22 protein-coding genes and 1 other RNA gene are annotated in these 22,533 nt (G+C 68.5%); 13 read left to right on the top strand and 10 right to left on the bottom strand.

Annotated features, from left to right (window positions below; all coding sequences use genetic code 11):
• Positions 1-48: 48 nt before the first annotated feature.
• Positions 49-145: signal recognition particle sRNA small type (gene ffs / locus G369_RS37325), an RNA gene on the bottom strand.
• A 165-nt stretch (positions 146-310) separates the two neighbouring features.
• On the opposite strand from ffs, the gene dnaX reads away from it, so the two are divergent.
• From dnaX to G369_RS0105740, 8 genes are all read left to right on the top strand, one after another.
• Positions 311-2,179, top strand: a complete 1,869-nt coding sequence (dnaX, locus tag G369_RS0105775; RefSeq protein WP_019653035.1) for a DNA polymerase III subunit gamma/tau — start codon at positions 311-313, stop codon at positions 2,177-2,179.
• Between the two features lie 55 nt (positions 2,180-2,234).
• Positions 2,235-2,567, top strand: a complete 333-nt coding sequence (locus tag G369_RS0105770; RefSeq protein WP_019653034.1) for a YbaB/EbfC family nucleoid-associated protein — start codon at positions 2,235-2,237, stop codon at positions 2,565-2,567.
• 17 nt (positions 2,568-2,584) lie between these two features.
• A complete protein-coding gene (recR, locus tag G369_RS0105765; RefSeq protein ID WP_019653033.1) occupies positions 2,585-3,175 on the top strand; it encodes a recombination mediator RecR in 591 nt (196 codons plus the stop codon).
• Between the two features lie 11 nt (positions 3,176-3,186).
• Positions 3,187-3,579, top strand: coding sequence for an MAPEG family protein (locus G369_RS0105760; RefSeq protein ID WP_019653032.1), 393 nt, complete (start codon positions 3,187-3,189; stop codon positions 3,577-3,579).
• A 175-nt stretch (positions 3,580-3,754) separates the two neighbouring features.
• Positions 3,755-4,792 (top strand): ABC transporter substrate-binding protein, encoded by a 1,038-nt coding sequence (locus tag G369_RS0105755; protein WP_019653031.1) that lies wholly within the window; start codon positions 3,755-3,757, stop codon positions 4,790-4,792.
• 44 nt (positions 4,793-4,836) lie between these two features.
• The gene (locus tag G369_RS0105750; protein WP_019653030.1) at positions 4,837-5,733 is read left to right on the top strand and encodes an ABC transporter ATP-binding protein; all 897 of its coding nucleotides are present in this window, start codon (positions 4,837-4,839) and stop codon (positions 5,731-5,733) included.
• Complete coding sequence (locus G369_RS0105745) at positions 5,733-6,569, top strand: ABC transporter permease (protein WP_019653029.1); 837 nt, start codon at positions 5,733-5,735, stop codon at positions 6,567-6,569. The genes G369_RS0105750 and G369_RS0105745 overlap by 1 nt, the downstream gene beginning before the upstream one ends.
• Positions 6,570-6,649: 80 nt before the next feature.
• Positions 6,650-7,840 carry a low temperature requirement protein A gene (locus G369_RS0105740; protein ID WP_019653028.1) on the top strand — a complete coding sequence of 397 codons (1,191 nt, stop codon included), beginning with the start codon at positions 6,650-6,652 and terminating at the stop codon, positions 7,838-7,840.
• Positions 7,841-7,858: 18 nt separating this feature from the next.
• On the opposite strand, the gene G369_RS0105735 is transcribed toward G369_RS0105740, so the two are convergent.
• Together G369_RS0105735 and gloB are read right to left on the bottom strand one after the other, a co-directional pair.
• On the bottom strand, positions 7,859-9,484 hold the full coding sequence (locus G369_RS0105735; RefSeq protein ID WP_019653027.1) for a transglycosylase SLT domain-containing protein: 1,626 nt from the start codon (positions 9,482-9,484) through the stop codon (positions 7,859-7,861).
• Positions 9,481-10,269, bottom strand: coding sequence for a hydroxyacylglutathione hydrolase (gene gloB / locus G369_RS0105730; RefSeq protein ID WP_019653026.1), 789 nt, complete (start codon positions 10,267-10,269; stop codon positions 9,481-9,483). Before gloB ends, G369_RS0105735 begins: the two co-directional genes overlap by 4 nt.
• Between gloB and G369_RS0105725 the strand changes: the two genes are divergently transcribed.
• Entirely contained in the window at positions 10,268-11,038 is a 771-nt protein-coding gene (locus G369_RS0105725) for a class I SAM-dependent methyltransferase (RefSeq protein WP_240650026.1), read from the top strand. The two genes, gloB and G369_RS0105725, sit on opposite strands and share 2 nt — an antisense overlap.
• A 49-nt stretch (positions 11,039-11,087) precedes the next feature.
• Complete coding sequence (rnhA, locus tag G369_RS0105720) at positions 11,088-11,537, top strand: ribonuclease HI (RefSeq protein ID WP_019653024.1); 450 nt, start codon at positions 11,088-11,090, stop codon at positions 11,535-11,537.
• 135 nt (positions 11,538-11,672) lie between these two features.
• Here rnhA and moeA read toward each other — a convergent pair whose 3' ends face one another.
• The 5 genes from moeA to G369_RS0105695 all read right to left on the bottom strand — a co-directional run bounded on the left by moeA (position 11,673) and on the right by G369_RS0105695 (position 16,942).
• A complete protein-coding gene (moeA, locus tag G369_RS0105715) occupies positions 11,673-12,989 on the bottom strand; it encodes a molybdopterin molybdotransferase MoeA (RefSeq protein WP_019653023.1) in 1,317 nt (438 codons plus the stop codon).
• A 1-nt stretch (position 12,990) separates the two neighbouring features.
• Complete coding sequence (gene mobA / locus G369_RS0105710; protein WP_019653022.1) at positions 12,991-13,632, bottom strand: molybdenum cofactor guanylyltransferase MobA; 642 nt, start codon at positions 13,630-13,632, stop codon at positions 12,991-12,993.
• A gap of 14 nt (positions 13,633-13,646) precedes the next feature.
• Positions 13,647-14,807: a GTP 3',8-cyclase MoaA gene (gene moaA / locus G369_RS0105705; RefSeq protein ID WP_019653021.1), complete on the bottom strand. Its 1,161-nt coding sequence runs from the start codon at positions 14,805-14,807 to the stop codon at positions 13,647-13,649.
• 58 nt (positions 14,808-14,865) lie between these two features.
• On the bottom strand, positions 14,866-16,149 hold the full coding sequence (locus G369_RS0105700; RefSeq protein WP_019653020.1) for a serine hydrolase domain-containing protein: 1,284 nt from the start codon (positions 16,147-16,149) through the stop codon (positions 14,866-14,868).
• 94 nt (positions 16,150-16,243) lie between these two features.
• The gene (locus G369_RS0105695; RefSeq protein ID WP_019653019.1) at positions 16,244-16,942 is read right to left on the bottom strand and encodes a hypothetical protein; all 699 of its coding nucleotides are present in this window, start codon (positions 16,940-16,942) and stop codon (positions 16,244-16,246) included.
• Positions 16,943-17,135: 193 nt separating this feature from the next.
• Here G369_RS0105695 and G369_RS0105690 point away from each other — a divergent pair, with 193 nt between their 5' ends.
• Both G369_RS0105690 and G369_RS0105685 read left to right on the top strand, forming a co-directional pair.
• Positions 17,136-17,771 (top strand): superoxide dismutase, encoded by a 636-nt coding sequence (locus G369_RS0105690; RefSeq protein WP_019653018.1) that lies wholly within the window; start codon positions 17,136-17,138, stop codon positions 17,769-17,771.
• A 10-nt stretch (positions 17,772-17,781) separates the two neighbouring features.
• Positions 17,782-18,705 (top strand): ZIP family metal transporter, encoded by a 924-nt coding sequence (locus tag G369_RS0105685; protein WP_019653017.1) that lies wholly within the window; start codon positions 17,782-17,784, stop codon positions 18,703-18,705.
• Between the two features lie 30 nt (positions 18,706-18,735).
• Here G369_RS0105685 and G369_RS0105680 read toward each other — a convergent pair whose 3' ends face one another.
• Both G369_RS0105680 and G369_RS0105675 read right to left on the bottom strand, forming a co-directional pair.
• A complete protein-coding gene (locus G369_RS0105680) occupies positions 18,736-20,169 on the bottom strand; it encodes an aldehyde dehydrogenase family protein (RefSeq protein ID WP_019653016.1) in 1,434 nt (477 codons plus the stop codon).
• A 72-nt stretch (positions 20,170-20,241) separates the two neighbouring features.
• A complete protein-coding gene (locus tag G369_RS0105675; protein ID WP_019653015.1) occupies positions 20,242-20,799 on the bottom strand; it encodes a peroxiredoxin in 558 nt (185 codons plus the stop codon).
• Between the two features lie 153 nt (positions 20,800-20,952).
• On the opposite strand from G369_RS0105675, the gene G369_RS0105670 reads away from it, so the two are divergent.
• The gene (locus G369_RS0105670) at positions 20,953-22,530 is read left to right on the top strand and encodes a phospholipase D family protein (protein WP_019653014.1); all 1,578 of its coding nucleotides are present in this window, start codon (positions 20,953-20,955) and stop codon (positions 22,528-22,530) included.
• Positions 22,531-22,533: the final 3 nt, after the last annotated feature.

Genomic DNA, 22,533 nt, shown 5'->3' with positions numbered 1-22,533 from the left:
GCGGGCCCCGTTTCATTTCGCATGGAATGAAACGAAACCGCTGAAGAAGTTGACGAGCCTTACCCCTGGCACTGACTACGCAGTTAGGGCTGCTTGGTTCCCCACCTGACCCGGTTGGCCACTTCACCATGCAGGGAGGCCCGTCAGCGCGTATTGTAACCCCCCGGGCCGGGCGCACTTCGTGTCGCTTCGGCAATTCCCCTGCTGGGGCGACACCGGAGGACCGGCGCAGCCCGGATCCTCGATGTCCTGCGAAAAGGCCCTGCCGAGCTATCGGGAGGGGTCCCTCGTGCCTTTTAGAATGCCCGCAATGTCTTATCTCGTGCTCGCCCGCAAGTTCCGTCCGAAAACCTTCGGTGAGATGGTCGGCCAGGGGCATGTGGTTCAGGCGCTCGAGAACGCGCTGACGACTCAGCGCCTGCATCACGCCTATCTCTTCACCGGCACCCGGGGTGTCGGCAAGACCACGGTTTCGCGGATCCTGGCGAAGTCGCTCAACTGCCAGGGGCCGGACGGGCAGGGCGGCATCACTGCCACGCCGTGCGGCGTCTGCCAGGCCTGCCGCGACATCGATGCGGGCCGCTTCGTGGACTACACCGAACTCGACGCGGCCTCCAACCGCGGCGTGGACGAGGTGCAGTCGCTGCTTGAACAGGCGGTCTACAAGCCGGTGCAGGGGCGCTTCAAGGTCTTCATGATCGACGAAGTGCACATGCTCACGAACACCGCGTTCAACGCGATGCTCAAGACGCTCGAGGAGCCCCCCGAGTACCTGAAGTTCGTGCTGGCCACGACCGACCCGCAGAAGGTGCCGGTGACGGTGCTGTCGCGCTGCCTGCAGTTCAACCTGCGGCCGATGGCGCCGGAGACGGTGCTCGAGCACCTCACAGCCGTCCTGCAGACCGAGAACGTTCCTGCCGAACCGCAGGCGCTGCGCCTGCTGGCGCGGGCGGCGCGCGGTTCGATGCGCGATGCGCTCTCGCTCACCGACCAGGCGATCGCTTTCGGCAACGGCGAGCTCGTCGAAGCCGGCGTGCGCCAGATGCTCGGCAGCGTCGATCGGGGCCACGTGTTCCGACTGATCGAGGCGCTGGCGCAGGGCGACGGCAAGACGGTGGTCGAGACTTCCGAGGCACTGCGCGTCGACGGCATGTCCGCTGCCTCCACGCTGGAGGAAATGACGGCCGTGCTGCAGGCCATGGCGGTACTGCAGGCCGTGCCCTCCCGCGCGGAAGCGGCGGCAGATGCCGCCACCGACCCCGACGCGGCCGACACCGCGCGCCTTGCGGCGCTGATGCCGGCCGACGAGACCCAGCTGCTCTACAGCCTGTGCCTGCACGGCCGTGGGGAGCTGGGCCTGGCCCCGGACGAGTACGCCGCGCTGACCATGGTGCTGCTGCGGCTGCTGGCATTCAAGCCTTCCAGCGCGGCCGCCTCGACGGCCACCCCGGAAAAAAAAACTCTGAATGAAGCCGCGGCCGCAGCGCCGCAGGCTCCCGCGGCGCGCGTTTCGCCGCCTGCGCCGGCTCCGGCGCCCGTCGCTTCTGCACCCGTTGCTGCCAGGCCTCCGGCGGAGCCTGCCGTCGCGCCGGCCCCGGCGCAGTCGGCACCGCTTCCCGCAGGCCATCGCCTCGCTGTGGTGGACGAACCCCGGCAGGCCGATCCTCGTGCCGACAGCCATGGCGATGCGCCTGCCAAGGTCGTCGGCGTGCCGATCCGCGTGCAGCCGCCGCCTAGCGCCCGCGACACTCCGCGCGCCGACGAGCCGCGCAGCACCTTCACCCCCATTCCGACCAGCGAGGACGGCGATTTCTGGTACGCCACGGTCACGCAGCTGGTCGCGGCGGAGGCCATCACCGCGCTGGCGCGCGAGCTCGCGCTGCAGTCGCAGCTGGTGGGCCGCGACACCGACCAGTGGCTGCTGCGCATCGAGCGCGAGACGCTCAACCAGCCGTCCGCCCGCGAGAAGCTCACCGCGGCGCTCAACGGTGCGGGCCACAGCGTCAAGCTCGCCATCGAGGTCGGCAGCGTGGTCGACAGCCCCGCGCGCCGCAACAGGCAGGCGGCCGACGAGCGCCAGCGCCTGGCCGAGGAAGCCATCATGAGCGACCCCGAGGTGCAGGCGCTGATGCGCGATTTCGACGCGAAGATCGTCCCCGGCACGCTCAAGCCGGCCTGAGTTCGCGTCTCCCGTATCCTTCACCCACTTTCCAACCGACAGATCAGGACCAACGATGTTCAACAAAGGACAACTGGCCGGCCTCATGAAGCAGGCTCAGGCAATGCAGGAAAACCTCAAGAAGGCCCAGGAAGAACTGGCCACCATCGAGGTCGAAGGCGAATCCGGCGCCGGCCTCGTCAAGGTCGTCATGACCTGCAAGCACGACGTCAAGCGCATCACCATCGACCCCAGCCTGCTGGCGGACGACAAGGACATGCTCGAGGATCTCGTGGCCGCTGCCTTCAACGCCGCCGTGCGCAAGGCCGAGGAAACCAGCGAGCAGAAGATGGGCAAGCTCACGGCCGGCATGCCGGGTCTTCCCCCAGGCATGAAGCTGCCGTTCTGAACAGGCTGCAGGCATAGATGGCAGACGCCAGTTCGCTCGACGCCCTGGTCGATGCGCTGCGCCGCCTGCCCGGCGTCGGCGTCAAGTCGGCCTCGCGCATGGCGTTCCATCTGCTCCAGCACGACCGCGAGGGTGCGCAGCTTCTCGCGCGCGCCTTGCAGCAGGCGGCTGGGCAGGTGCGGCATTGCGAGCGCTGCAACACCTTCACCGAGGCGCCGATCTGCAGTGTCTGCCTCGACACCCGGCGCGACCCGACCAAGCTCTGCGTCGTCGAGACGCCGGCCGACCAGGCCGCGCTCGAGCGCACCGGCGCCTTCCGCGGCTATTACTTCGTGCTGATGGGCAAGCTCAGTCCCCTCGACGGCGTGGGCCCGAATGACATCGGGCTGCAGAAGCTCTTCGACCGCGCGCGCGACGGCACGGTGAGCGAGGTCATCCTCGCGACCAACTTCACCGCCGAAGGCGAGGCCACGGCGCATGTGATCGGCGAGGGGCTGAAGCAGCGCGGCCTCAGGGTGACGCGCCTCGCGCGCGGCGTGCCGGCCGGCAGCGAGCTCGAGTACGTCGATCTCGGCACCATCGCGCATGCGCTGGTGGATCGCAGGTAGAAGATCGGCAGATGACCCTCTCGCTGCTCACCGTCGCCTACTGGTGCGTGCTCGTCGCCTGCGTGCTGCCCTACGTCGCGGCATGGATCGCCAAGGCGGGCAGCTTCGGTCCGCGCGACAACACGCATCCGCGTGAATGGGCCGCGAAGCAGAGTGGCTGGCGTGCACGCGCCAACAGTGCGCAGGCCAACAGCTTCGAGGGCCTGCCGTTCTTCATCGGCGCGGTGGTCATCGCGCACCAGCTCGGCGCCGCGCAGGCGCGCCTCGACATGCTCGCGGTGGCCTACGTGGTGCTTCGCGTGATCTACATCGCGCTCTACATCAGGGGCGTCGGCAGCGCGCGCAGCGCCGTCTGGGCACTCGCGTTCCTGGTCAATATCGCGATACTTTTTCTGGCTCGCTGAAGCCTTGCCGAAGGCTTCTCTGCGAGGCCTTCATGCTTACGTGGAAACCCGCACGGGATCACCCCGATGCAGTTGCCAGTTGCGGCCCCTAAGCTCGATTCAGTTCCTTACGAATCACAGAGCCCACAAGCAACAGTCCAGGCAACAGTTCCGGGCAAGTTCCAGGCAAGTCTTCATGCTTCATCGCCGCACTCTCATCACTGCTTCCGCCATCGCTGCCGCGACCATCGCGCTGCCGCGTGTCTTCGCGCAGCAGGCCAAGCTTGAGAAGACCAAGGTCTCCATCGCGGTGGGCGGCAAGGCGGCGTTCTACTACCTGCCGCTCACCATCTCCGAACAGCTCGGCTACTTCAAGGCCGAAGGGCTCGACGTGGAGATCTCCGATTTCGCCGGCGGCGCGCGCGCGCTGCAGGCGGTGGTGGGCGGCTCGGCCGACGTGTGCTCGGGCGCCTACGAGCACACCATCAACCTGCAGGCCAAGAACCAGTTCTTCCAGGCTTTCGTGCTTCAGGGGCGCGCACCGCAGATCGCGGTGGGCGTGTCGACGAAGAACATGGCCGGCTACACCGGCATCCAGGATCTCAAGGGGAAGAAGATCGGCGTCTCGGCTCCCGGCTCGTCGACCAACATGGTGGCCAACCTTGTGCTGTCGCGCGGCGGGCTCAAGGCCAGCGACGTGAGCTACATCGGCGTGGGCGTGGCCGCGGGGGCGCTCACCGCGCTGCGATCGGGCCAGATCGACGCCATCAGCAACACCGACCCGGTGATGACGATGCTGGAGCAGAAGGGCGACGTGAAGATCATCAGCGACACGCGCACGCTCAAGGGCACGCAGCAGGTGTTCGGCGGCACGATGCCGGCGGCCTGCCTCTATGCGTCGTCAGACTTCGTCCAGAAGAATCCCAACACCTGCCAGGCGCTGGCGAACGCCATCGTGCACGGCCTCAAGTGGCTGCAGACGGCCGGACCGGGCGACATCATCAAGACGGTGCCCGAGACCTACCTGCTGGGCGACCGCGCGCTGTACCTCGCCTCGTTCGACAAGGTGCGCGAGTCGATCGCCACCGACGGTCTCGTGCCCGCCGACGGCCCCAAGACCGCGCTGAGCGCCATCGCGAGCTTCGACACCACGGTGAAGGCCGAAAAGATCGACCTCGCCAGGACCTACACCAACGATTTTGCAAGGCGCGCCAAGGACAGGTTCAAAGCCTGACTACGCATGTCCCGCGACCCGGCTCAGGCCGGGTTTTTTCTGCCATGTCCGAACACGCACTCGAACTCCTTTCCATCAGCTGCACCTTTCTTTCGAAGGACGACCCCGGCCAGCGCTACACGGCGGTGGCCGACACCACGCTGCGGGTGAAGGCGGGCGAGTTCGTCTCGGTGGTCGGACCCACCGGCTGCGGCAAGTCGACGCTGCTGAACGTGGGCGCGGGCCTGCTGCAGCCTTCCTCGGGAACGGTGAAGGTCTTCGGCCAGACGCTCTCGGGCGTCAACTCGCGCGCGGGCTACATGTTCCAGTCGGAGGCGCTGATGCCCTGGCGCAGCGCCATCGACAACGTGATGGTCGGCCTTCAGTACCGCGGCGTGCCCGAGGCGCAGGCGCGCGACCAGGCCGAGGCGTGGCTCTCGCGCGTGGGGCTCTCGGGCTTCGGCGACCGCTATCCGCACCAGCTCTCCGGCGGCATGCGCAAGCGCGTGGCGCTGGCACAGACGCTGGTGCTCGACCCCGACATCATCCTCATGGACGAACCCTTCAGCGCGCTCGACATCCAGACGCGGCAGCTCATGGAGAACGAGGTGCTAGAGCTCTGGAGCGCGCAGAGCGAAGACCGCCGGGCCGCCCCAAGGCCGGAGCTCACCCCCTCGGGGGGTGGGCGCGCAGCGCCCGGGGGCTCACACGGACGGAAGGCGGTGCTCTTCATCACGCACGACCTCGACGAGGCCATTGCGATGAGCGACCGCGTGGTGGTGCTGTCGGCGGGGCCTGCCACGCACCCCATCGGCGAGTTCGCCATCGACCTGCCGCGCCCGCGCGACGTGGCCGAGGTGCGCACGCAGCCGCGCTTCGTCGAGCTGCACACCCAGATCTGGGAGGTGCTGCGCGACGAGGTGCTCAAGGGCTACGCGCAGCAACTCAGGAAGGCCGCGTGATGGCACGGCCGGGCTTGAACGAGCGCAACGCGCGCTTCTGGCAGCTGGCGCTGCTGGCGCTGATCCTCGTGGCGTGGCATGTGGCCTCGCGCAACCAGCAGATCGCCTTCTTCCTCGGCGAGCCCATCCAGGTGGCGGGGCGCATCTGGAGCTGGTTCCTGCCCTTCGAGGTGCCGGCCAACGCGCTCTTTCCGGAAGGCCTGAAGGGCAACGCCGACATCTACCAGCACCTTGGCACCACGCTGCTCGAGACGGTGCTGGCCTTCGGCATCGGCACGGTGCTCGGGCTGGCCTGCGGACTGTGGCTGGCGCTCGCGCCCACGGCGAGCCTGATCCTCGATCCGTACATCAAGGCGGCCAACTCGATGCCGCGCGTGATCCTCGCGCCCATCTTCGCGCTGTGGTTCGGCCTCGGCATCTGGAGCAAGGTGGCGCTGGCGGTCACGCTGGTTTTCTTCATCGTGTTCTTCAACGTCTACCAGGGCGTGCGCGAGGTGAGCCCGGTGGTGCTGGCCAACGCGAAGATGCTGGGCGCCAACCAGCGGCAGCTGCTGCGCACCGTATACCTGCCGAGCGCGACCAGCTGGGTGTTCTCCAGCCTGCACACCTCGGTGGGGCTGGCCTTCGTGGGCGCGGTGGTGGGCGAGTACCTGGGCTCGGCGCGCGGCGTGGGCTACCTGATCCTGCAGGCCGAGGGCACCTTCGACGTCAATACCGTGTTCGCCGGCATCGTGGTGCTCACGGCCTTCGCACTGGCGCTGGATGGGATCGTCGGGGTCATCGAAAGACGGCTGATGAAGTGGCAGCCGAAGACCGGCGAGACCGAGAAGCTCTAGGAGGGCGCCAGTTCGCCTCCGTGCGATGATCGCGCGCGGCGCCGCAGGGCGCTGCAATGATTCATGGGAGTGAACGAACAATGAGCCACGACGACAACCACAAGCGGGCCACGACCCTGCGCTCGCGCAGCGAGGCGGCAAGGGTCTCCAACGAAGAGCTGTTCTTCGACCTGGTCTACGCGTTCTCCGTCACGCAGCTTTCCCACTACCTGCTGGACCACCTCACGCTCCTGGGGGCGCTGCAGACGCTGGTCATGTGGTTCGCGGTGTGGCTGGGCTGGCAGTACACCGCCTGGACGACCAACTGGTTCAATCCCGGCACGCTGCGCATCCGCGGCGTGCTGTTCGCGATCATGCTGCTGGCGATGGTGATGGCCTCGGCGCTGCCCGGCGCCTTCGCCGAGCGCGGGCTGGTGTTCGCGCTGTGCTTCGTCGGCATCCAGGCGGGGCGCACCTTCTGCATGCTGGTCGCCATCGGCCCGAACGATCCGCTTACGCCCAATTTCCGCCGCCTGCTGGCGTGGAACTGCGTGGCCGGCGTGTTCTGGATCGCCGGCGGCCTGGCCGAAGGGCAGGCGCGCCTCGCGCTGTGGTTCGGCGGCGTGCTGTGCGAATACATCGCGCCGATGATCGGCCTGCGCTTCCCGGGCCTGGGCCGCTCGCTGACCAGCGACTGGACCATCGACGGCGGCCACCTGGCCGAGCGCTGCCAGCTCTTCGTGATCGTCGCGCTCGGGGAGTCGGTGCTGGCCACCGGCATCGCCTTCGGGCACCACGTCGAGTGGCACGGCATCGACCTGTTCGCGCTGCTGGTGGGCTTCGCGGGCAGCCTGGCGATGTGGTGGATGTACTTCGACACCAGCGCCAGGGAAGCCACGCACGTCATCGAGCATGCGAAGGACCCGGGCGCCATCGGCGCGAAGTTCCACTACACGCACGTGATCCTGGTGGCCGGCATCATCGTCTGCGCCGTGGCCGACGAGCTGACGATCGGCGAGGGCTCGCACCATGCGGAGCTCAAGTACCTGGGCGCGCTCATCGGCGGCCCCGCGATCTATCTCTTCGGCAACGCGCTCTTCAAGCGCGTGGTGCGCGGCTTTCTGCCTCAGTCGCATCTCTTCGGACTGGGCTTCCTGGCGCTGCTCGCGGTGTTCGCCTCGCACATGACGGTGCTGGTGGTGGGTACGCTCACCACCGTCATCATGATCGGCGTTGCCGCGATGGAGGCCGTGGTGCGCAGAAGGGCGCAGCAGGCGCCGAAGGCTCACTGAGCCTTCGGTTCGCGGCTTTCAGCGCTTCTTCTTGGACGGCGTGCCGCCGCGCTTCTCGCGCACGACCTGCTGCTTGCTGCTGGCAGGCACCTTCACGACGCTGCCGGCGCCGCGCGGAGCGGCAGCCTTCGAAGGCGCGCCGCCACGGCGATTGGGAACCGGCGCCGCGGCATGCGAAACGGCCCGGATGCCGGTGCCCGCGCGGGCAGCCGGGGTTGCGCGCACCGGCAGGTAGACCACCACGCTGTAGCCGCGCTTGAAAGCGTGGTTCGGCTTCACGTCGTTCCACTCGGCCACGGCCGAAGGCTTGAGGTTGTAGCGGCGCGCGATGCTCGCGACGTTGTCGGCGCGGCCGGCCTTCACGGTCGTGCGGCGCGTGACGATCTCGGGCTGGAAGCTCAGGTGGCCGCTGTCGGCCACCACGGCCGCCACGTCTTCCTTCACGCGGGAGCCGCGCGGCACGATCAACGTCGAGCCGGCCTTGATGAGCATGCGCGGCGGGATGTTGTTGATGGAGCGCAGGTCGTTCTCGCTCATGCCCGAGCGCTGGGCGGCGTCGGCCACCGTCATGGTGTTGGGCACGACCCACGCGGTCCAGCTCGCGTACTGGCCCTGCGAATAGGCGTCGAAGTTGCGCTGGAACACGGCCGCGTTGTCCCAGGGCAGCAGGATCTGCGGCGTGCCGGCGGCGATCAGCACCGGCTTGTGCGCGGCGGGGTTCAGCGCGCGGAAGTCCTCGATGCGCACGTCGGCCAGCTTGGCGGCGAGCTCCACGTCGAGGTCACGTGTGAGCGTGACGGTCTGGAAGTAGGGGTGGTTGGGGATCAGCGGCAGCTCGGCGTTGAATGCCTGCGGATTCGCCACGATGTTCTTCACCGCCTGAAGCTTGGGCACGTACATGCGCGTTTCGGCGGGCATGGTGAGGTCGCTGTAGGTGGTGGGCAGGCCCAGGCGCTGGTTCTTGGCGATGGCGCGGCTCACGCTGCCTTCGCCCCAGTTGTAGGCGGCCAGCGCGAGCTGCCAGTCGCCGAACATGCCGTAGAGCTTCTGCAGGTAGTCGAGCGCTGCGCGGGTGGAAGCCACCACGTCGCGGCGGTCGTCGCGGAAGATGTTCTGCTTCAGGTCGAAGTCGTTGCCGGTGGCCGGCATGAACTGCCACATGCCCGCCGCGCGGGCACTGGAGATGGCCTGCGGGTTGAACGCGCTCTCGATGTACGGAAGCAGCGCCAGCTCAGTGGGCATGTTGCGCCGCTCGAGCTCCTCGACGATGTGGAAGATGTACTTGTTCGAGCGCTCGGTCATGCGCTGGATGTAGTCGGGCCTGCTCGCGTACCACTGCTCGCGGTCGCGCACGAGGTCGTTGTCGAGGTCCGGCATCTTGAAGCCGCGGCGGATGCGGTCCCACATGTCGGCCGGCGGCGCGAGCGTGACGACGCTCTGCGAATGGGCCTGGCCGCTTGCAAGGGGAGTGAGGGCGTCGCGCGGATAGACGGGGGTGGCGCTGCCGGCCACCTTGGAGCCGGTGCCGCCGGCCGATGACGACGAGGAGGGGGAGGAAGAGGAGGTGCTGGAGCTGTTGTTCGTGCCCGCGCAGCCCGCGAGCACCAGTGAACCTGCAAGGCAGGTGGCAGCGATCAGTTTCATCGGAAGTCGTTTTTCCATTGGCGCAGTGCGGCGAACACGTCGGCCTCGGCTGCATCGGCAGCCAGCTCGGCATGGGCACGCACAGCTCTAAGGACAGAGGCTTCGCGGCTGCGAAGGAAGGGGTTGACCTGGCGTTCGATCGCCAGTTGGGACGGCAGCGTGGGCTGCCCCTTGGCGCGCAGGTTCTCGCAGCGCGCGTTGTACTGAGTCAGCTCGGCGTTGGCCGGTTCCACGGCTTGAGCGAAACGCAGGTTAGAAAGTGTGTATTCGTGGGCGCAGCATACGCGGGTGTCCCCGGGCAATGCGGCGAGCGCGTCGAGCGAGGCCAGCATCTGCGCGGGCGTGCCTTCGAAGAGGCGTCCGCATCCGCCGGAGAAGAGCGTGTCGCCGCAGAAGAGCAGGGGCGCGTCTTCGCGCGAGGTTTGCGCGGCCGGAAGGAAGTAGGCGATGTGCCCGGCCGTATGGCCCGGCACGTCGATGACCTCGAAGCGCAGTCCGAGCGCCTCGGCGATGTCGCCCTGCGCCAGCGGCGTGAAGGGCTCGGGGATGCGCTCGCGCGCGGGGCCCCATACCTGCGCGCCGGTGGCGGCATGCAGCGCGGCCACGCCGCCGGTGTGATCGGGGTGGTGGTGCGTGACTAGAATCGCGGCCAGCTGAAGCTTGTCGCGCGCCAGCGCGTCGAACACCGGCTGGGCATCGCCCGGATCCACCACGATGGCGTGGAGCCCGTCGTGCAGCATCCAGATGTAGTTGTCAGCGAAAGCGGGCAGCGGAACAAGGGTCATGAGCGGTCAAATTATAGGTTTGCAGGATTGGTTCGCGACCCCCCCGGGGCGCTACCTGCTGGCTTGGGAGCAGGCCCAGTTCGACCAGGCGGTGGCCGACATCTTCGGCTATCACGCGCTCCAGCTGGGGGCCGCCGAGGTCGATGGCCTGCGCACCAACCGCATGCCGCACCGCTGGCTGGCGCTGGACGACCCGGCCCGCGGCGGCAGGGCCACGCTGCTCACCGACTTCGCTGCCCTGCCTTTCGCGGCCAACAGCCTCGACCTGGTGGTGCTGCCTCATGCGCTCGAGCTGAGCCCCGACCCGCACGCCACGCTGCGCGAGGTCGAGCGGGTGCTGGTGCCCGAAGGGCGCGTGGTGATCTGCGGGCTCAATCCGACCAGCCTCTGGGGCATGCGGCAGCGCCGCGCGCACATCTATCGGCGGCTGGGCATCGGCGATCTCTACCTGCCCGAGGGCGGGGAGTTCATCGGCTACTGGCGCATGCGAGACTGGCTGCGCCTGCTGAGCTTCGAGGTGGAATCGGGCCGTTTCGGCATCTACCGGCCGGCGGTGCGCAGCGAGGCCTGGCTGGAGCGGATGCGCTGGATGGACACTGTCGGCGAGCGCTGGTGGCCCATCTTCGGCGCGGCCTATTTCCTGGTGGCGGTCAAGCGCGTGCGCGGCATGCGCCTGCTGAGCGCCGAGTGGCGCCGCGCCGGCGCCCGCGCGACGGCGCCCGTGCCCATCGCCGGCAAGGTGCATCGCGACGGAAACGGCAAGAATTGAAAGACATGAAGATCGATCGGAATCGAATGAAGAAGAAGGAAACGTCAGCTTGAACGAAGTCGTGATCTACACCGATGGCGCATGCAAGGGCAACCCCGGCCCGGGCGGCTGGGGCGCGTGGCTCAAGTCGGGCGCCAGCGAGAAGGACCTGTTCGGCGGCGAACTCAACACCACCAACAACCGCATGGAGCTCACCGCCGTCATCGAGGGCCTGTCCGCGCTCAAGCGGCCCTGCAAGGTGCTGCTTTACCTCGACAGCCAGTACGTGCGCAAGGGCATCACCGAATGGATCCGCGGCTGGAAGGCCAAGGGCTGGGTCACCGCGAGCAAGGAGCCCGTGAAGAACGCCGAACTCTGGAAGCGGCTCGACAAGCTCGTGACCGAAGGCGGCCACGAGATCGAATGGCGCTGGGTCAAGGGCCACTCCGGCGATCCGGGCAACGAGCGCGCCGACATGCTGGCCAACAAGGGCGTGGAAAAGGCGCTGGGCCGAATCTGAGCAACCCCGAGGGGCTTGTGCGGTGAAGGCACCTTTCAAGGGACACCGACGAACCGGCTCACCCGGTCCTCAGGTGTCGCCCCCGGCGAGGGGGTTGGCGAAGCGATACGAAGTGCGCGAAGCCCTGGGGGAGAGCTAAATACTCCCGTCGAACATCATCACGTCGACTTCCTCTCCCGCCGCGACGCTGCCCTGGTCATGGCGCAGCACCACCAGGCCGTTCGCTTCCACCATCGAGCTGAGCACGCCCGAGCCCTGGTTGGACGCCACGCACACCTCGGGCAGCGCGCCGGGCACGGTCTTCACAAAACCGCGTTGATATTCGGTTCGGCCCGGCTTCTTGCGGATCGGACCCGTGCTGCGTGCGCGCAGCAGTGGCGGCGGTGCGGCCGCCGCCTCGTGGCAGCCCATCATGCGAAGCAGCGCGGGCCGGACGAAGGCCAGAAAAGTCACCATCACCGCCACCGGATTGCCCGGCAGGCCGAACAGCACGGCCGGCGGCTTCGATGCGCTTTCCTCCGCGGGAATCAGCCCCACCGCCAGCGGCCGGCCGGGGCGCATCGCGACGCGCCAGAAGGCCATGTCGCCCAGCTGCTGCATCACCGCGCGCGTGTGGTCCGCCGCACCCGCGCTCACACCGCCGCTGGTGACGATGGCGTCGGCCTCGCGCGCCGCGCGCCGCAGCGTGGCGGCGAGCGTGTCCGGATCGTCGCGTACGAGGCCGAGGTCGAGCACCTCGCAGCCCAGCCGCGTGAGCAGCCCGATCACCGTGTAGCGGTTGCTGTCGTACACGGCGCCTTCGCGCGGCGCGTCGCCCAGGCTCAGTATCTCGTCGCCGGTGGAGAAGCAGGCCACCCGCAGGCGCCGCAGCGCTGGCACGCCGGGCAGTCCCAGGCTCGCGACCATGCCGAGCGCGGCGGGCGAAAGGCGTTCGCCCTTGTGCAGCGCGGGCTGGCCCTTCATGAGGTCTTCTCCGGCGAAGCGGCGGTTGTCGCCGCGGCGCAGCACCCTGGCGGGGAAGCAGACGAGCTCGCCGTCGACCTTGCAGAACTCCTGCGGGATCACGGTGTCCAGGCCCGCCGGCATCATCGCGCCGGTCATGATTCGCACCGCATCGCCCGGCCCGAGCGCGCCGCGCCATGCCGAACCCGCCAGCGCCGTGCCCACCACGCGCAGCGTGACGGAGGCGTCGCTGGGCGCGTCGACGGGCAGCACGGCGCCGTCGAAGGCATAGCCGTCCATGGCGGAGTTGTCGTGCGGCGGCACGCTGATGGGCGAGACGATGTCCTCGGCCAGCACGCGGCCGAGCGCTTCGGCCAGCGGGACGTTCTCGCGCCCGGTGACGACGGCCGTGGCCGTCAGCTGGGAAAGGAAGGCGTGGACGGCTTCGACGCTCAGGTCGGCGCCGTCTTGGCCCGTGAGGGCGGAAGCGAGTTCTGCGATGCGGCTCATCTCATCGGTTTTCGAGGGCGTGCAGTTCGGCGAGGGTGTTGGCGTTGAAGAACGCGTCGGGCGCGTCGCCGGGGCGGTCGAAGGGCACTTGCACGGCGCGGTGCTGTGCGATCCAGGCGTGGACCTTGCGCCCGCCGGCGGCGGTGTAGCGAAGGAGGCTGTTGCGCAGGGTGGCGCGCAGCAGGCAGAAGACGGGCTGGGGGCGCAGCACCGGCGGGCCGCCGTCCTCGGCGGGCTCGGGCGCGGTGGCCATGGCGATGTCTGCATCGTCGGCGACTGCCGCTTCGGCGAGGCGGGCGGCGAGGTCCAGCGGGAAGAGGGGCGTGTCGCAGGGCACGGTCAGCAGCCAGGGCGTTGCGCAGTGCTCAAGCCCGGTCAGGAAGCCCGCCAGCGGGCCAGCGTGGTCGGCGAGGCTGTCGGGCCAGACCGGCGCGCCCAGGGCTTCGTATTCGGCGAGGTTGCGGTTGGCATTGACCAGGAGCGGGCCTACCTGCGGCGCCAGCCGCCGCATCGCGTGCAGCGCCAGCGGTTCTCCATTGAAAGGCTGCAGCCCCTTGTCGACGCCGCCCATGCGCGAGCCGCGGCCGCCGGCCAGCAGCAGCCCCGTGATGTCGGCGGACGCGATGCTGGCGTGCGCGGGCATGGCTGGCGCCTGCCTCATCCGCCGATGTAGCTCATCTCGACGCGGCGCGGGCCCTTCGAGCCGGCGTCGCCGTTGCCGCTGTCGCCATCGGGGCCGCGCAGGGCGCGCAGCTCGGAATAGCGGTCGGCGCGCCCCTGCCAGATGTGGCCGATGGCCGAGGCGATGTCTTCGTCGCTGGCGTCGCCGCGCAGCAGCGGGCGCAGGTCGTGGCCGGCGCTCGCGAACAGGCACAGGTACAGCTTGCCTTCGGTGGACAGCCGGGCGCGGCTGCAGTCGTGGCAGAAGGCCTGCGTGACGCTGCTGATGACGCCGATCTCGCCGCCGCCATCGGCATAGGCCCAGCGCCGGGCGGTCTCGCCGGGCGTCGCGGCCCCGAGCGGCACCAGCGGGAATTCGGAATGGATGCGCGTGACGACGTCGGCCGAGGGCAGCACCTCGTCCATGCGCCAGCCGTTGGTGGCGCCCACGTCCATGTACTCGATGAAGCGCAGCACCACCTTGCCGCCGTGGTGCTTGCGGAAGTAGCGCGCCATCGGCAGGATTTCCTGCTCGTTGGTGCCGCGCTTGACCACCATATTGACCTTGACGGGCCCGAGGCCCGCGGCCAGCGCCGCGTCGATGCCCGCGAGCACGTCGGCCACCGGGAAGTCGACGTCGTTCATCTGGCGGAACACGGCGTCGTCGAGGCTGTCCAGGCTCACCGTCACGCGCTGCAGGCCGGCGGCGTGCAGGCCGGCGGCCTTGCGCGCGAGCAGCGAGCCGTTGGTGGTGAGCGTGAGTGCCAGCGGCTCTCCCGCGGGCGTGCGGATCTGGGCGAGCTGCTCGACCAGGCCTTCGATGTTCTTCCGCAGCAGCGGCTCGCCGCCGGTCAGCCGGATCTTGCGAGTGCCGTGCGCGGCAAAGAGGCGGGCCAGCCGGGTGATCTCCTCGAAGCTCAGCAGGGCGCTGTGCGGCAGGTACTTGTAGTCCTTGTCGAACACATCCTTGGGCATGCAGTAGCTGCAGCGGAAGTTGCAGCGGTCGGTCACGCTGATGCGCAGGTCGGTCAGGGGCCGGCCCAGCCGGTCGAGCAGCATGCCGGTGGTGGGCACGGCGACCTCCGGCACGGCCACCGCGGGGCGTGCTCGGCCGATGCTGGAGATCGGGATGACGGTGCTGTCGCTGCTGCTTTTCATGGCTTCTGGGGGCGTGGCCCGATTTTGCGCCAGGCCCCAAGGGCCTGTGGAACACAGGCTACTTGATCACGGCCGCATAAATCATGTCCCGGGTCAATGTTCTGTAATGTGTCCTGTATTTCGGCGACTGCAGCATCAGCACCACGAACATCTCGTTCTTGGGGTCGACCCACATGTAGGTGCCGCCCGCGCCGCCCCAGTTGTATTCGCCGCCCGCCGAGGGGTAGGGCGCCTCGCCGTCGTTGCGGCGCACCGCGAAGCCCAGGCCGAAGCCGTAGCCAGGGCCCGGCAGGTACAGCGGGCCGGGCACGATACCGGCGCCCGCGTTGGAGTGGTCGGCGGTCATCAGCGCGATGGTGCGCGGGCCGAGATAGCGCCTGCCGTCGAGCGAGCCGCCATTGATCAGCATCTGCAGGAAGCGCGCGTAGTCGTTCGCGGTCGACACCAGCCCGCCGCCGCCGGACTCGTACCTGCGCACGATGCGCGGGTTGTTGAAGTCGGCGCCGACGCCGAAGCTGCGGTCGCTGGGCAGCGGCTCGGCGATGCGCGCCTGGCGTGCGGGCTCGGGCACGTAGTAGGTTGTGTCCTTCATGCCCAGCGGGTCGAAGAGCCGGGCCTTCTCGAACTGGTAGAGCGACTGGCCCGAGACCACCTCGATCACCCGCCCGAGGATGTCGGTCGACTGGCTGTAGTCCCAGGTCGTGCCGGGCTGGTAGGCCAGCGGCAGCTTCGCCAGGCGCTGGGAGAACTCGGCCAGCGTGGGGTCGCCCGCGCCCAGGTTGGCGGCGTTGTAGGCCTGCTTCACGAGGCCCGGGCCGAAAAAGCCGTAGGTCAGGCCCGAGGTGTGGCGCATCAGGTCGTGCACGGTGATCGGGCGGCGCGCGGGTACGGTCTCGAGCACCGGCTTGCCGTCGGCGCCGGGCTTCTCGACGCCCACGGTCATGTTCGCGAATTCGGGCAGGTAGGCCGAGACCGGGTCGTCGAGCTTCAGCCGGCCGTCTTCCACCAGCATCATCGCGGCCACCGTGGTGATGGGCTTGCTCATCGAGTAGATGCGGAAGATGGCGTCGCGCGGCATCGGCGTGCCGGCGGCGCTGTCGAGCTTGCCGACCGGCTCGAACCACGCCACCTTGCCCTGGCGGGCCACCAGCAGCACCGCGCCGGGGATCTTCCCGGCCGCCACGTCGGCCTTCAGCACGTCGCCGAGCATCTGCAGGCGCTGGCTCGACAGCCCGACCTCCTCGGGCGTGGCCGTGGGCAATTGCTGCGCCGCCGCGAGCAGGGGCAGGGCCAGTGCCAGGCCGAGCGTTGCGGCGCGCAGCTTGCGCTTCAGGAATCTCATGGTGTCGTCTCCGTCTCGTTGTGGTGGATGAAAAAACGAAAACCGTGCAGGGCAGCCGTGGCGCCGCCCGTGCCGAACCGCCCGCTGGCCGGCGCTATCCGCGGCAGAGCTTCAGGTTCGTGCGCGTGGCCCGGACCACGGGCAGATAGATGTCGGCATCGGCCGGCGGATAGTTTTCCTTGATGCCGTCGTCGGTGCGGGCCGCGTCCTCGGCCAGCGGCTGCAGCGTCTTGAGGCAGGCTGCGCGGTCGTTCAGCTTGTATTGCGTGAGGGCGAGGTCGTTGCGCAGCCAGGCCTTGGTGATCCAGTCGAGCGTCCTCTCGCAGTCCGAGAGCACCGGCGCGAGGGTGGTCTGGGCGGCAGCGTAGTCCTTGGCGTCGTACTGGCGCTTGAAGGTCTTGCGCGAGCCGGCCACGGCCTTGTCGGTGCAGGAGGGAATCGGGCGGATGTAGGTGCCCTCGAAGGCGGCGCGCATGCCGCAGTAGCCGCGGCACTGATCGGAGCCGTTGGTCGTGACCTGCAGCTTGTCGGCTTCGGCCGAGAAGCTCACCACGCAACCGGTGTCGTCCAGCTTGGCCTTGCCGCGCACGATGGTGCCGTCGAGCGCACAGGTGTGGGCGTTGGTGCCGATGGTGGTGATGTCGAAGCGGCCGCCGGGCTTGATGTGCAGTGAGCCGCTGCCGCCTTCGTAGATGTAGTCGCCTGCCGGCGGATTGCCGCTGGCCTGGGCTGCCGCGACTCCGGTACCCAGGAGCAGCGCGAGGGGAAGAAGAACGGATCGAGCGAGCTTCATCGTTGGTGATCTCCCGTAAACATGCCGTAGGACAGTGTATCGATCGTTGCCGGAAGCTTCCGGCTTGGCCGGTCTGCGTTATTCAACGCTCGATGTCTTGACGTAGACAATGAGAATTCCTATCATTTGGACGCCTGAGTACGCACACGTCGTCAACGCAAAGGGCTCTTCTAACCAAAGGAGCGCCCCGACCGTGCCGTACACCCTGCCAGCCTTGCCCTATGCCTTCGATGCGCTCGAGCCCCACCTCGATGCGCTGACGATGGAAATCCACCATGGCAAGCACCACCAGACCTACGTCAACAACCTCAATGCGGCGCTGAAAGACACGCCGCACGAGCAGACACCGCTCGACGAACTGATCGCCGGGGTCGAGCAACTGCCCGAGCCGCTGCGCGCGCCGGTGCGCAACAACGGCGGCGGGCACGCCAACCACACCCTGTTCTGGACCGTCATGGCACCGGTCGGCCAAGGCGGCGGCGGATTGCCCACCGGAGCGCTCGCCAGGGCCATCGATGCCGACCTGGGCGGCTTCGACGCCTTCAAGGATGCATTCACCAAGGCCGCTCTCACGCGCTTCGGCAGCGGCTGGGCGTGGCTCTCCGTGGGCCCCGGCGGCAAGCTCGCGGTGGAAAGCAGCGGCAACCAGGACAGCCCGCTGATGCGCGGCATCGGCTCGGGCAATACGCCGATCCTCGGGCTCGACGTGTGGGAGCATGCCTACTACCTCAAGTACCAGAACCGCCGCCCCGAGTACATCGCCGCCTTCTACAACGTCGTGAACTGGGCCGAGGTGGCCCGGCGCCACGCTGCCGCCATCGGCGGCTGAGGAGAAGCCCATGAACGAGCCGCGACAGGGCGCCGTGGCGCAGGGCAGGCAGCCGAGACCCGCCAGGCCGTTGCGCGAACGGATCGGCTTCGCCATCGTCGCGGCCGGCGTGGTGGTGGGGGTTGTGCAGTTCTGGCATTTCGTGCGATCCGATCCGCTGGCGTGGAATGCCTTGCTCGGCGGCTCGGTCGCTGCGCTGGCGACGGCGCTCGGCACGCTGCCGGTGCTGTTCTCGCAGAAGCTGCCGGAGCGCCTGCAGGACACGCTCTTCGGCTTCGGCGCCGGCGTGATGCTCGCGGCCAGCGCCTTCTCGCTGATCATCCCGGGCCTGGAGGCCGCGAAGAACGCGGGCACCTTCGGCGGCGGCAGTTGGGCAGCGGGCGGGGTGATCGGCTCCGCCATCCTGCTCGGCGGCATGGCGCTGATGCTGATGGACCGTGTGCTGCCGCACGAGCATTTCATCAAGGGCCGCGAAGGCAATGCAGCCAGGCAGCTGCGCCGCACCTGGCTCTTCGTCTTCGCGATCGCGCTGCACAACGTGCCCGAGGGCCTTGCCATCGGCGTGGGCTACGCGGCCAACAACGGATTGCGCGCCGATGCGCTGGCCACCGGCATCGCGATCCAGGACGTGCCCGAGGGGCTGGTTGTCGCGGTGGCATTGCTGGCCGCAGGCTACGGCCGTGGCTTCGCAGTGCTGATCGGCATGTTGTCGGGGCTGGTTGAGCCCCTGGGCGCCGTGCTGGGCGCGGCCGTGGTCGGGCACTCGGCGATGCTGCTGCCCTGGGGGCTGGGCTTCGCGGCAGGCGCGATGCTCTTCGTGATCAGCCACGAGATCATTCCCGAGTCGCATCGAAAGGGGCACGAAGCCTTCGCCACCAGCGGGCTGATGATCGGCTTCGTGCTGATGATGCTGCTCGACACCGCCCTGGGCTGACGCGCCAGCACGCGCGGCGCGCCAAGGCGCTCAGCCGTGCTTGACGGCGACGGTCTTCAGCGTCGTGAAGCCGTACAGCGCCTCGAAGCCCTTCTCGCGGCCGTAGCCCGACGACTTCACGCCGCCGAAAGGCAGCTCCACGCCGCCGCCGGCACCGTAGTTGTTGATGAACACCTGCCCGCTCTTCACGCGCTTGGCCATGCGGAACTGGCGCGCGCCGTCGGCCGTCCACACGCCGGCAACCAGGCCGAAGTGGGTGGCGTTGGCGAGCGCGACGGCTTCGTCTTCATCGGCGAACTGCATCGCGGCCAGCACCGGGCCGAAGACTTCTTCCTGCGCGAGGCGGTGGTCCACCGGCACATCGCGCAGCAGGGTGGGGGCCTGGTAGAAGCCGGTCTCGGGCGCTTCCTCGACCACGATGCCCTGCGCCACCATCGGGATGCCGGCGTGCTGCGCGTCGCTCAGGAAGTCCCACACGCGCTGCTGCTGCGTCTGGCGGATCAGCGGCCCCACGTCGAGGTCCATGGCTGCCGGGCCGACGCGCAGCGCCTCGAAGGCGTGGCCCAGGCGTTCCAGCAGCGGCTCGTAGATGTCGCGCTGGATCAGCACCCGCGAGCCCGCCGAGCAGGTCTGGCCGGCGTTCTGCACGATGGCGTTGATGACCACCGGAATGGCCGCGTCCAGGTCTGCGTCCGCGAAGATGATCTGCGGGCTCTTGCCGCCCAGCTCCAGCGTGACCGGGCAATGCCGTTCGGCCGCCACCTGCTGGATGAGCGTGCCGATCTTCGGGCTGCCGGTGAAGCTGATGTGGTCGATGCCCGGGTGGCGTGCGAGCGCGTCGCCCACCTCGTGGCCGTAGCCCGTCACGATGTTCAGCGCGCCGGCCGGAAAGCCGACCTCGGCTGCCAGCTGCGCCACGCGGATCAGCGACAGGCAGGCGTCTTCCGCCGGCTTGACCACGCACACGTTGCCCGCCGCCAGGGCGCCGCCCACGCTGCGCCCGAAGATCTGCATCGGGTAGTTCCAGGGAATGATGTGGCCGGTCACGCCGTGCGGTTCGCGCCAGGTGAAGACGCTGTAGCCGTCCTGGTAGGGGATGGTCTCGCCGTGCAGCTTGTCGCAGGCGCCGGCATAGAACTCGAAGTAGCGCACCAGCGCCACCGCGTCGGCGCGCGCCTGCTTGACGGGCTTGCCGCAGTCGCGCTGCTCGATCAGCGCGAGCTCGTCGACGTGCTCGGCGATCTTCTGAGAGAGCTTGAAGAGCAGGCGGCCGCGGTCGGCGGCGCTGACCTTGTGCCAGACGCCATCGAAGCAGTCGCGCGCGGCGCGCACGGCGGAGTCGATGTCGGCGGCATTGCTGCGCTGGATTTCGTCGAAGGGCTGGCCGTCGGAGGGGTCGATGACCGGCAGGGTGCGGCCGGAGGAGGACGGGACGTTCGCGTTGGCGATGTAGTTGAGCTGCATGGGGCGGGATTTTGCGCGAAGCCTGCGAAACCCGTAGCCGCTGCGCCGCCCCGACCCTGGCCTCGAGGCCGATTACTTGCTGGCGGCGGTTGTCTTCGGCAGCGCCTTCACCGCATTCAGCATGCGCTCCACGTGCTTGTCCGGGTTCAGGTTCTGGTAGTAGTAGGCGACCTTGCCGTCAGGCGCGATCACGTACGACAGGCGGTTGGCGAAGTCCGGTCGGGTCTGCATCAGGGCGTCGAAGCCCTGGATCACGGCCTTGCTCTCGTCCGAGGCGACCGGGAAGCGGCTCTGGCAGGACTTGACCGAGAACTTCGACAGGGTACCTATGTCGTCGGCCGAGACGCCGATCACGCTGGCGCCCAGCGCGGCGAACTGGTCGATGGCCTCGGCGAAGGCGTGGGCCTCGATGGAGCAGTCGCTGGAGTCGGCCGCCGGGAAGAAATACACCACCACCGGGCCCTTGGCGAGCGCCTCGGCCAGCGAATAGCGGAAGGTCTTGCCTCCGAGCGCGGCGTTGGCGGTGAACTTGGGCGCCGGGTCGCCGATGTCGAGGGCGGCCGAGGCGGTATTCGTAAGAGCCGCAAAAAAGGCGAGGCAGGCGATGCGGTGGGGAAGCGAACGGGCCATGATGTAACTCCGCAGCGGTGTGGATCGAATTCTAGGCCGGAGCCTTCCCGAGAAGGAGCTCGAAGCGCCTTGAAACCGGGGCCGACCGGCTGGCGTACTGCAGGACAACAAGGACGAAGAACCACAAGAAGACGACCTCATGGAAGCATCATCATGACTGCCTGGCTCCGACCACTTCTGCGCGTCGCGCTCGCTGGCGCGCTGGTTGCGGCGCTCGGCGCCTGCGGCTCGCTGCCGCCCGCGCGCGAGCGGCCCGCCGAATTCGCGGCCTCGGCCGATCCGTCGACCACGCTCGCGAAGATCGCCGCTGCCTCCACGCCGCCCGAAGAGCATTCGGGCTTCCGGCTGATGCCGCTGGGGGTGTATTCGCTCGACGCGCGCATCCAGCTCGCCCAGCGGGCGCAGCGCTCGCTGGTGGTGCAGTACTACCAGCTCGAGAACGATCCGGTCGGCCGGCTGCTGCTGCGCACGCTGCGCGAGGCGGCGATGCGCGGCGTGAAGGTGCGGGTGCTGGTGGACGACCTCTATACGGTCAAGAGCCAGCAGCTGCTGCTGGCGCTGTCGGAGACGCCCAATGTCGACGTGCGCCTGTTCAATCCGTTCTGCTGCGGACGCAACGGCTTCCTGTCGCGCTTCGCCGCGTCGCCGTGGGAGATCTCTCGGCTCAACCACCGGATGCACAACAAGCTCTTCATTGCCGACGGCGTGATGGCGGTAGTGGGCGGGCGCAACATCGCCGAGGAGTATTTCGTGCTCAGCGAGGCGCAGAACTTCATCGACATGGACGCGCTGGTGGTCGGCAAGGTGGTGCCGCAGTTCGAGTCGATCTTCGACGCCTACTGGAACAGCGAGCAGGTCTGGCCCATCGCCGACATCGTGACGGGCGAGCGCGGGCGCAAGCCGACCGGCGCCGACTTCGACGACTGGGTAGGCATGGCCGCGCCGCCGCCGAAGATCGTGCTGCCGCCGTCGGACATCCTGGGCTACGGCCCCATCGGCGAGGAGCTCGACGCCGGCCGCATGGGGCTGCTGTGGGGCGAGGCCCGAGCGATCGCCGATCCGCCCACCAAGCCGAAGACGATGACGGCCGAGGAGGCCATCGCCACCAGCGTGACGATGAAGGTCTGGGGGCTGCTGATGGATGCCCGGACGGAAGTCGACCTGACCTCGCCCTACCTCGTGCCGGGCGAGCGCGGCATGGAGGCCTTCCAGGACCTGACCCGCCGCAAGGTCAAGCTCACGCTGCTGACGAACTCGCTGGCGGCCAACGACGAGCCCCTGGTGCACACCGGCTATGCACGCTACCGCGAGCGGCTGCTGCAAAGCGGCGCCGATCTCTACGAGCTGAGCCCGCAGCGCACCAGCGCGGGCGAGCGCTTCGGCATGTTCGGCAAGTCGCTCGGGCGGCTGCACGCGAAGACGGCGGCCATCGACAAGACGCGCATCTTCATCGGCTCGATGAACCTCGATCCGCGCTCGGCCAGCCAGAACACCGAGATGGGCGTGGTGGTCGACAGCCCGCAGCTGGCGCGCGAGATGCTGCGGGTGATCAACATCAGCAAGCTGCAGAACTCCTACCGGCTGCGGCTGGCCAAGGACACCGGCACGCTGCAATGGCTGACGAACGACGGCGAGAAGGAAATGATCCTTACCTCGGAGCCGGAGTCGGGCTTCTTCCAGCGCTTCTACAACATGCTGATCGCGCCGATCGTCCCCGAGATGCTGTTGTAGCCT

It is taken from the genome of Variovorax atrisoli 110B, from assembly GCF_000382045.1.
Classification (GTDB): Bacteria; Pseudomonadota; Gammaproteobacteria; order Burkholderiales; family Burkholderiaceae_C; genus Variovorax; species Variovorax atrisoli.
This window is presented reverse-complemented; position numbering and strand designations above follow the sequence as displayed.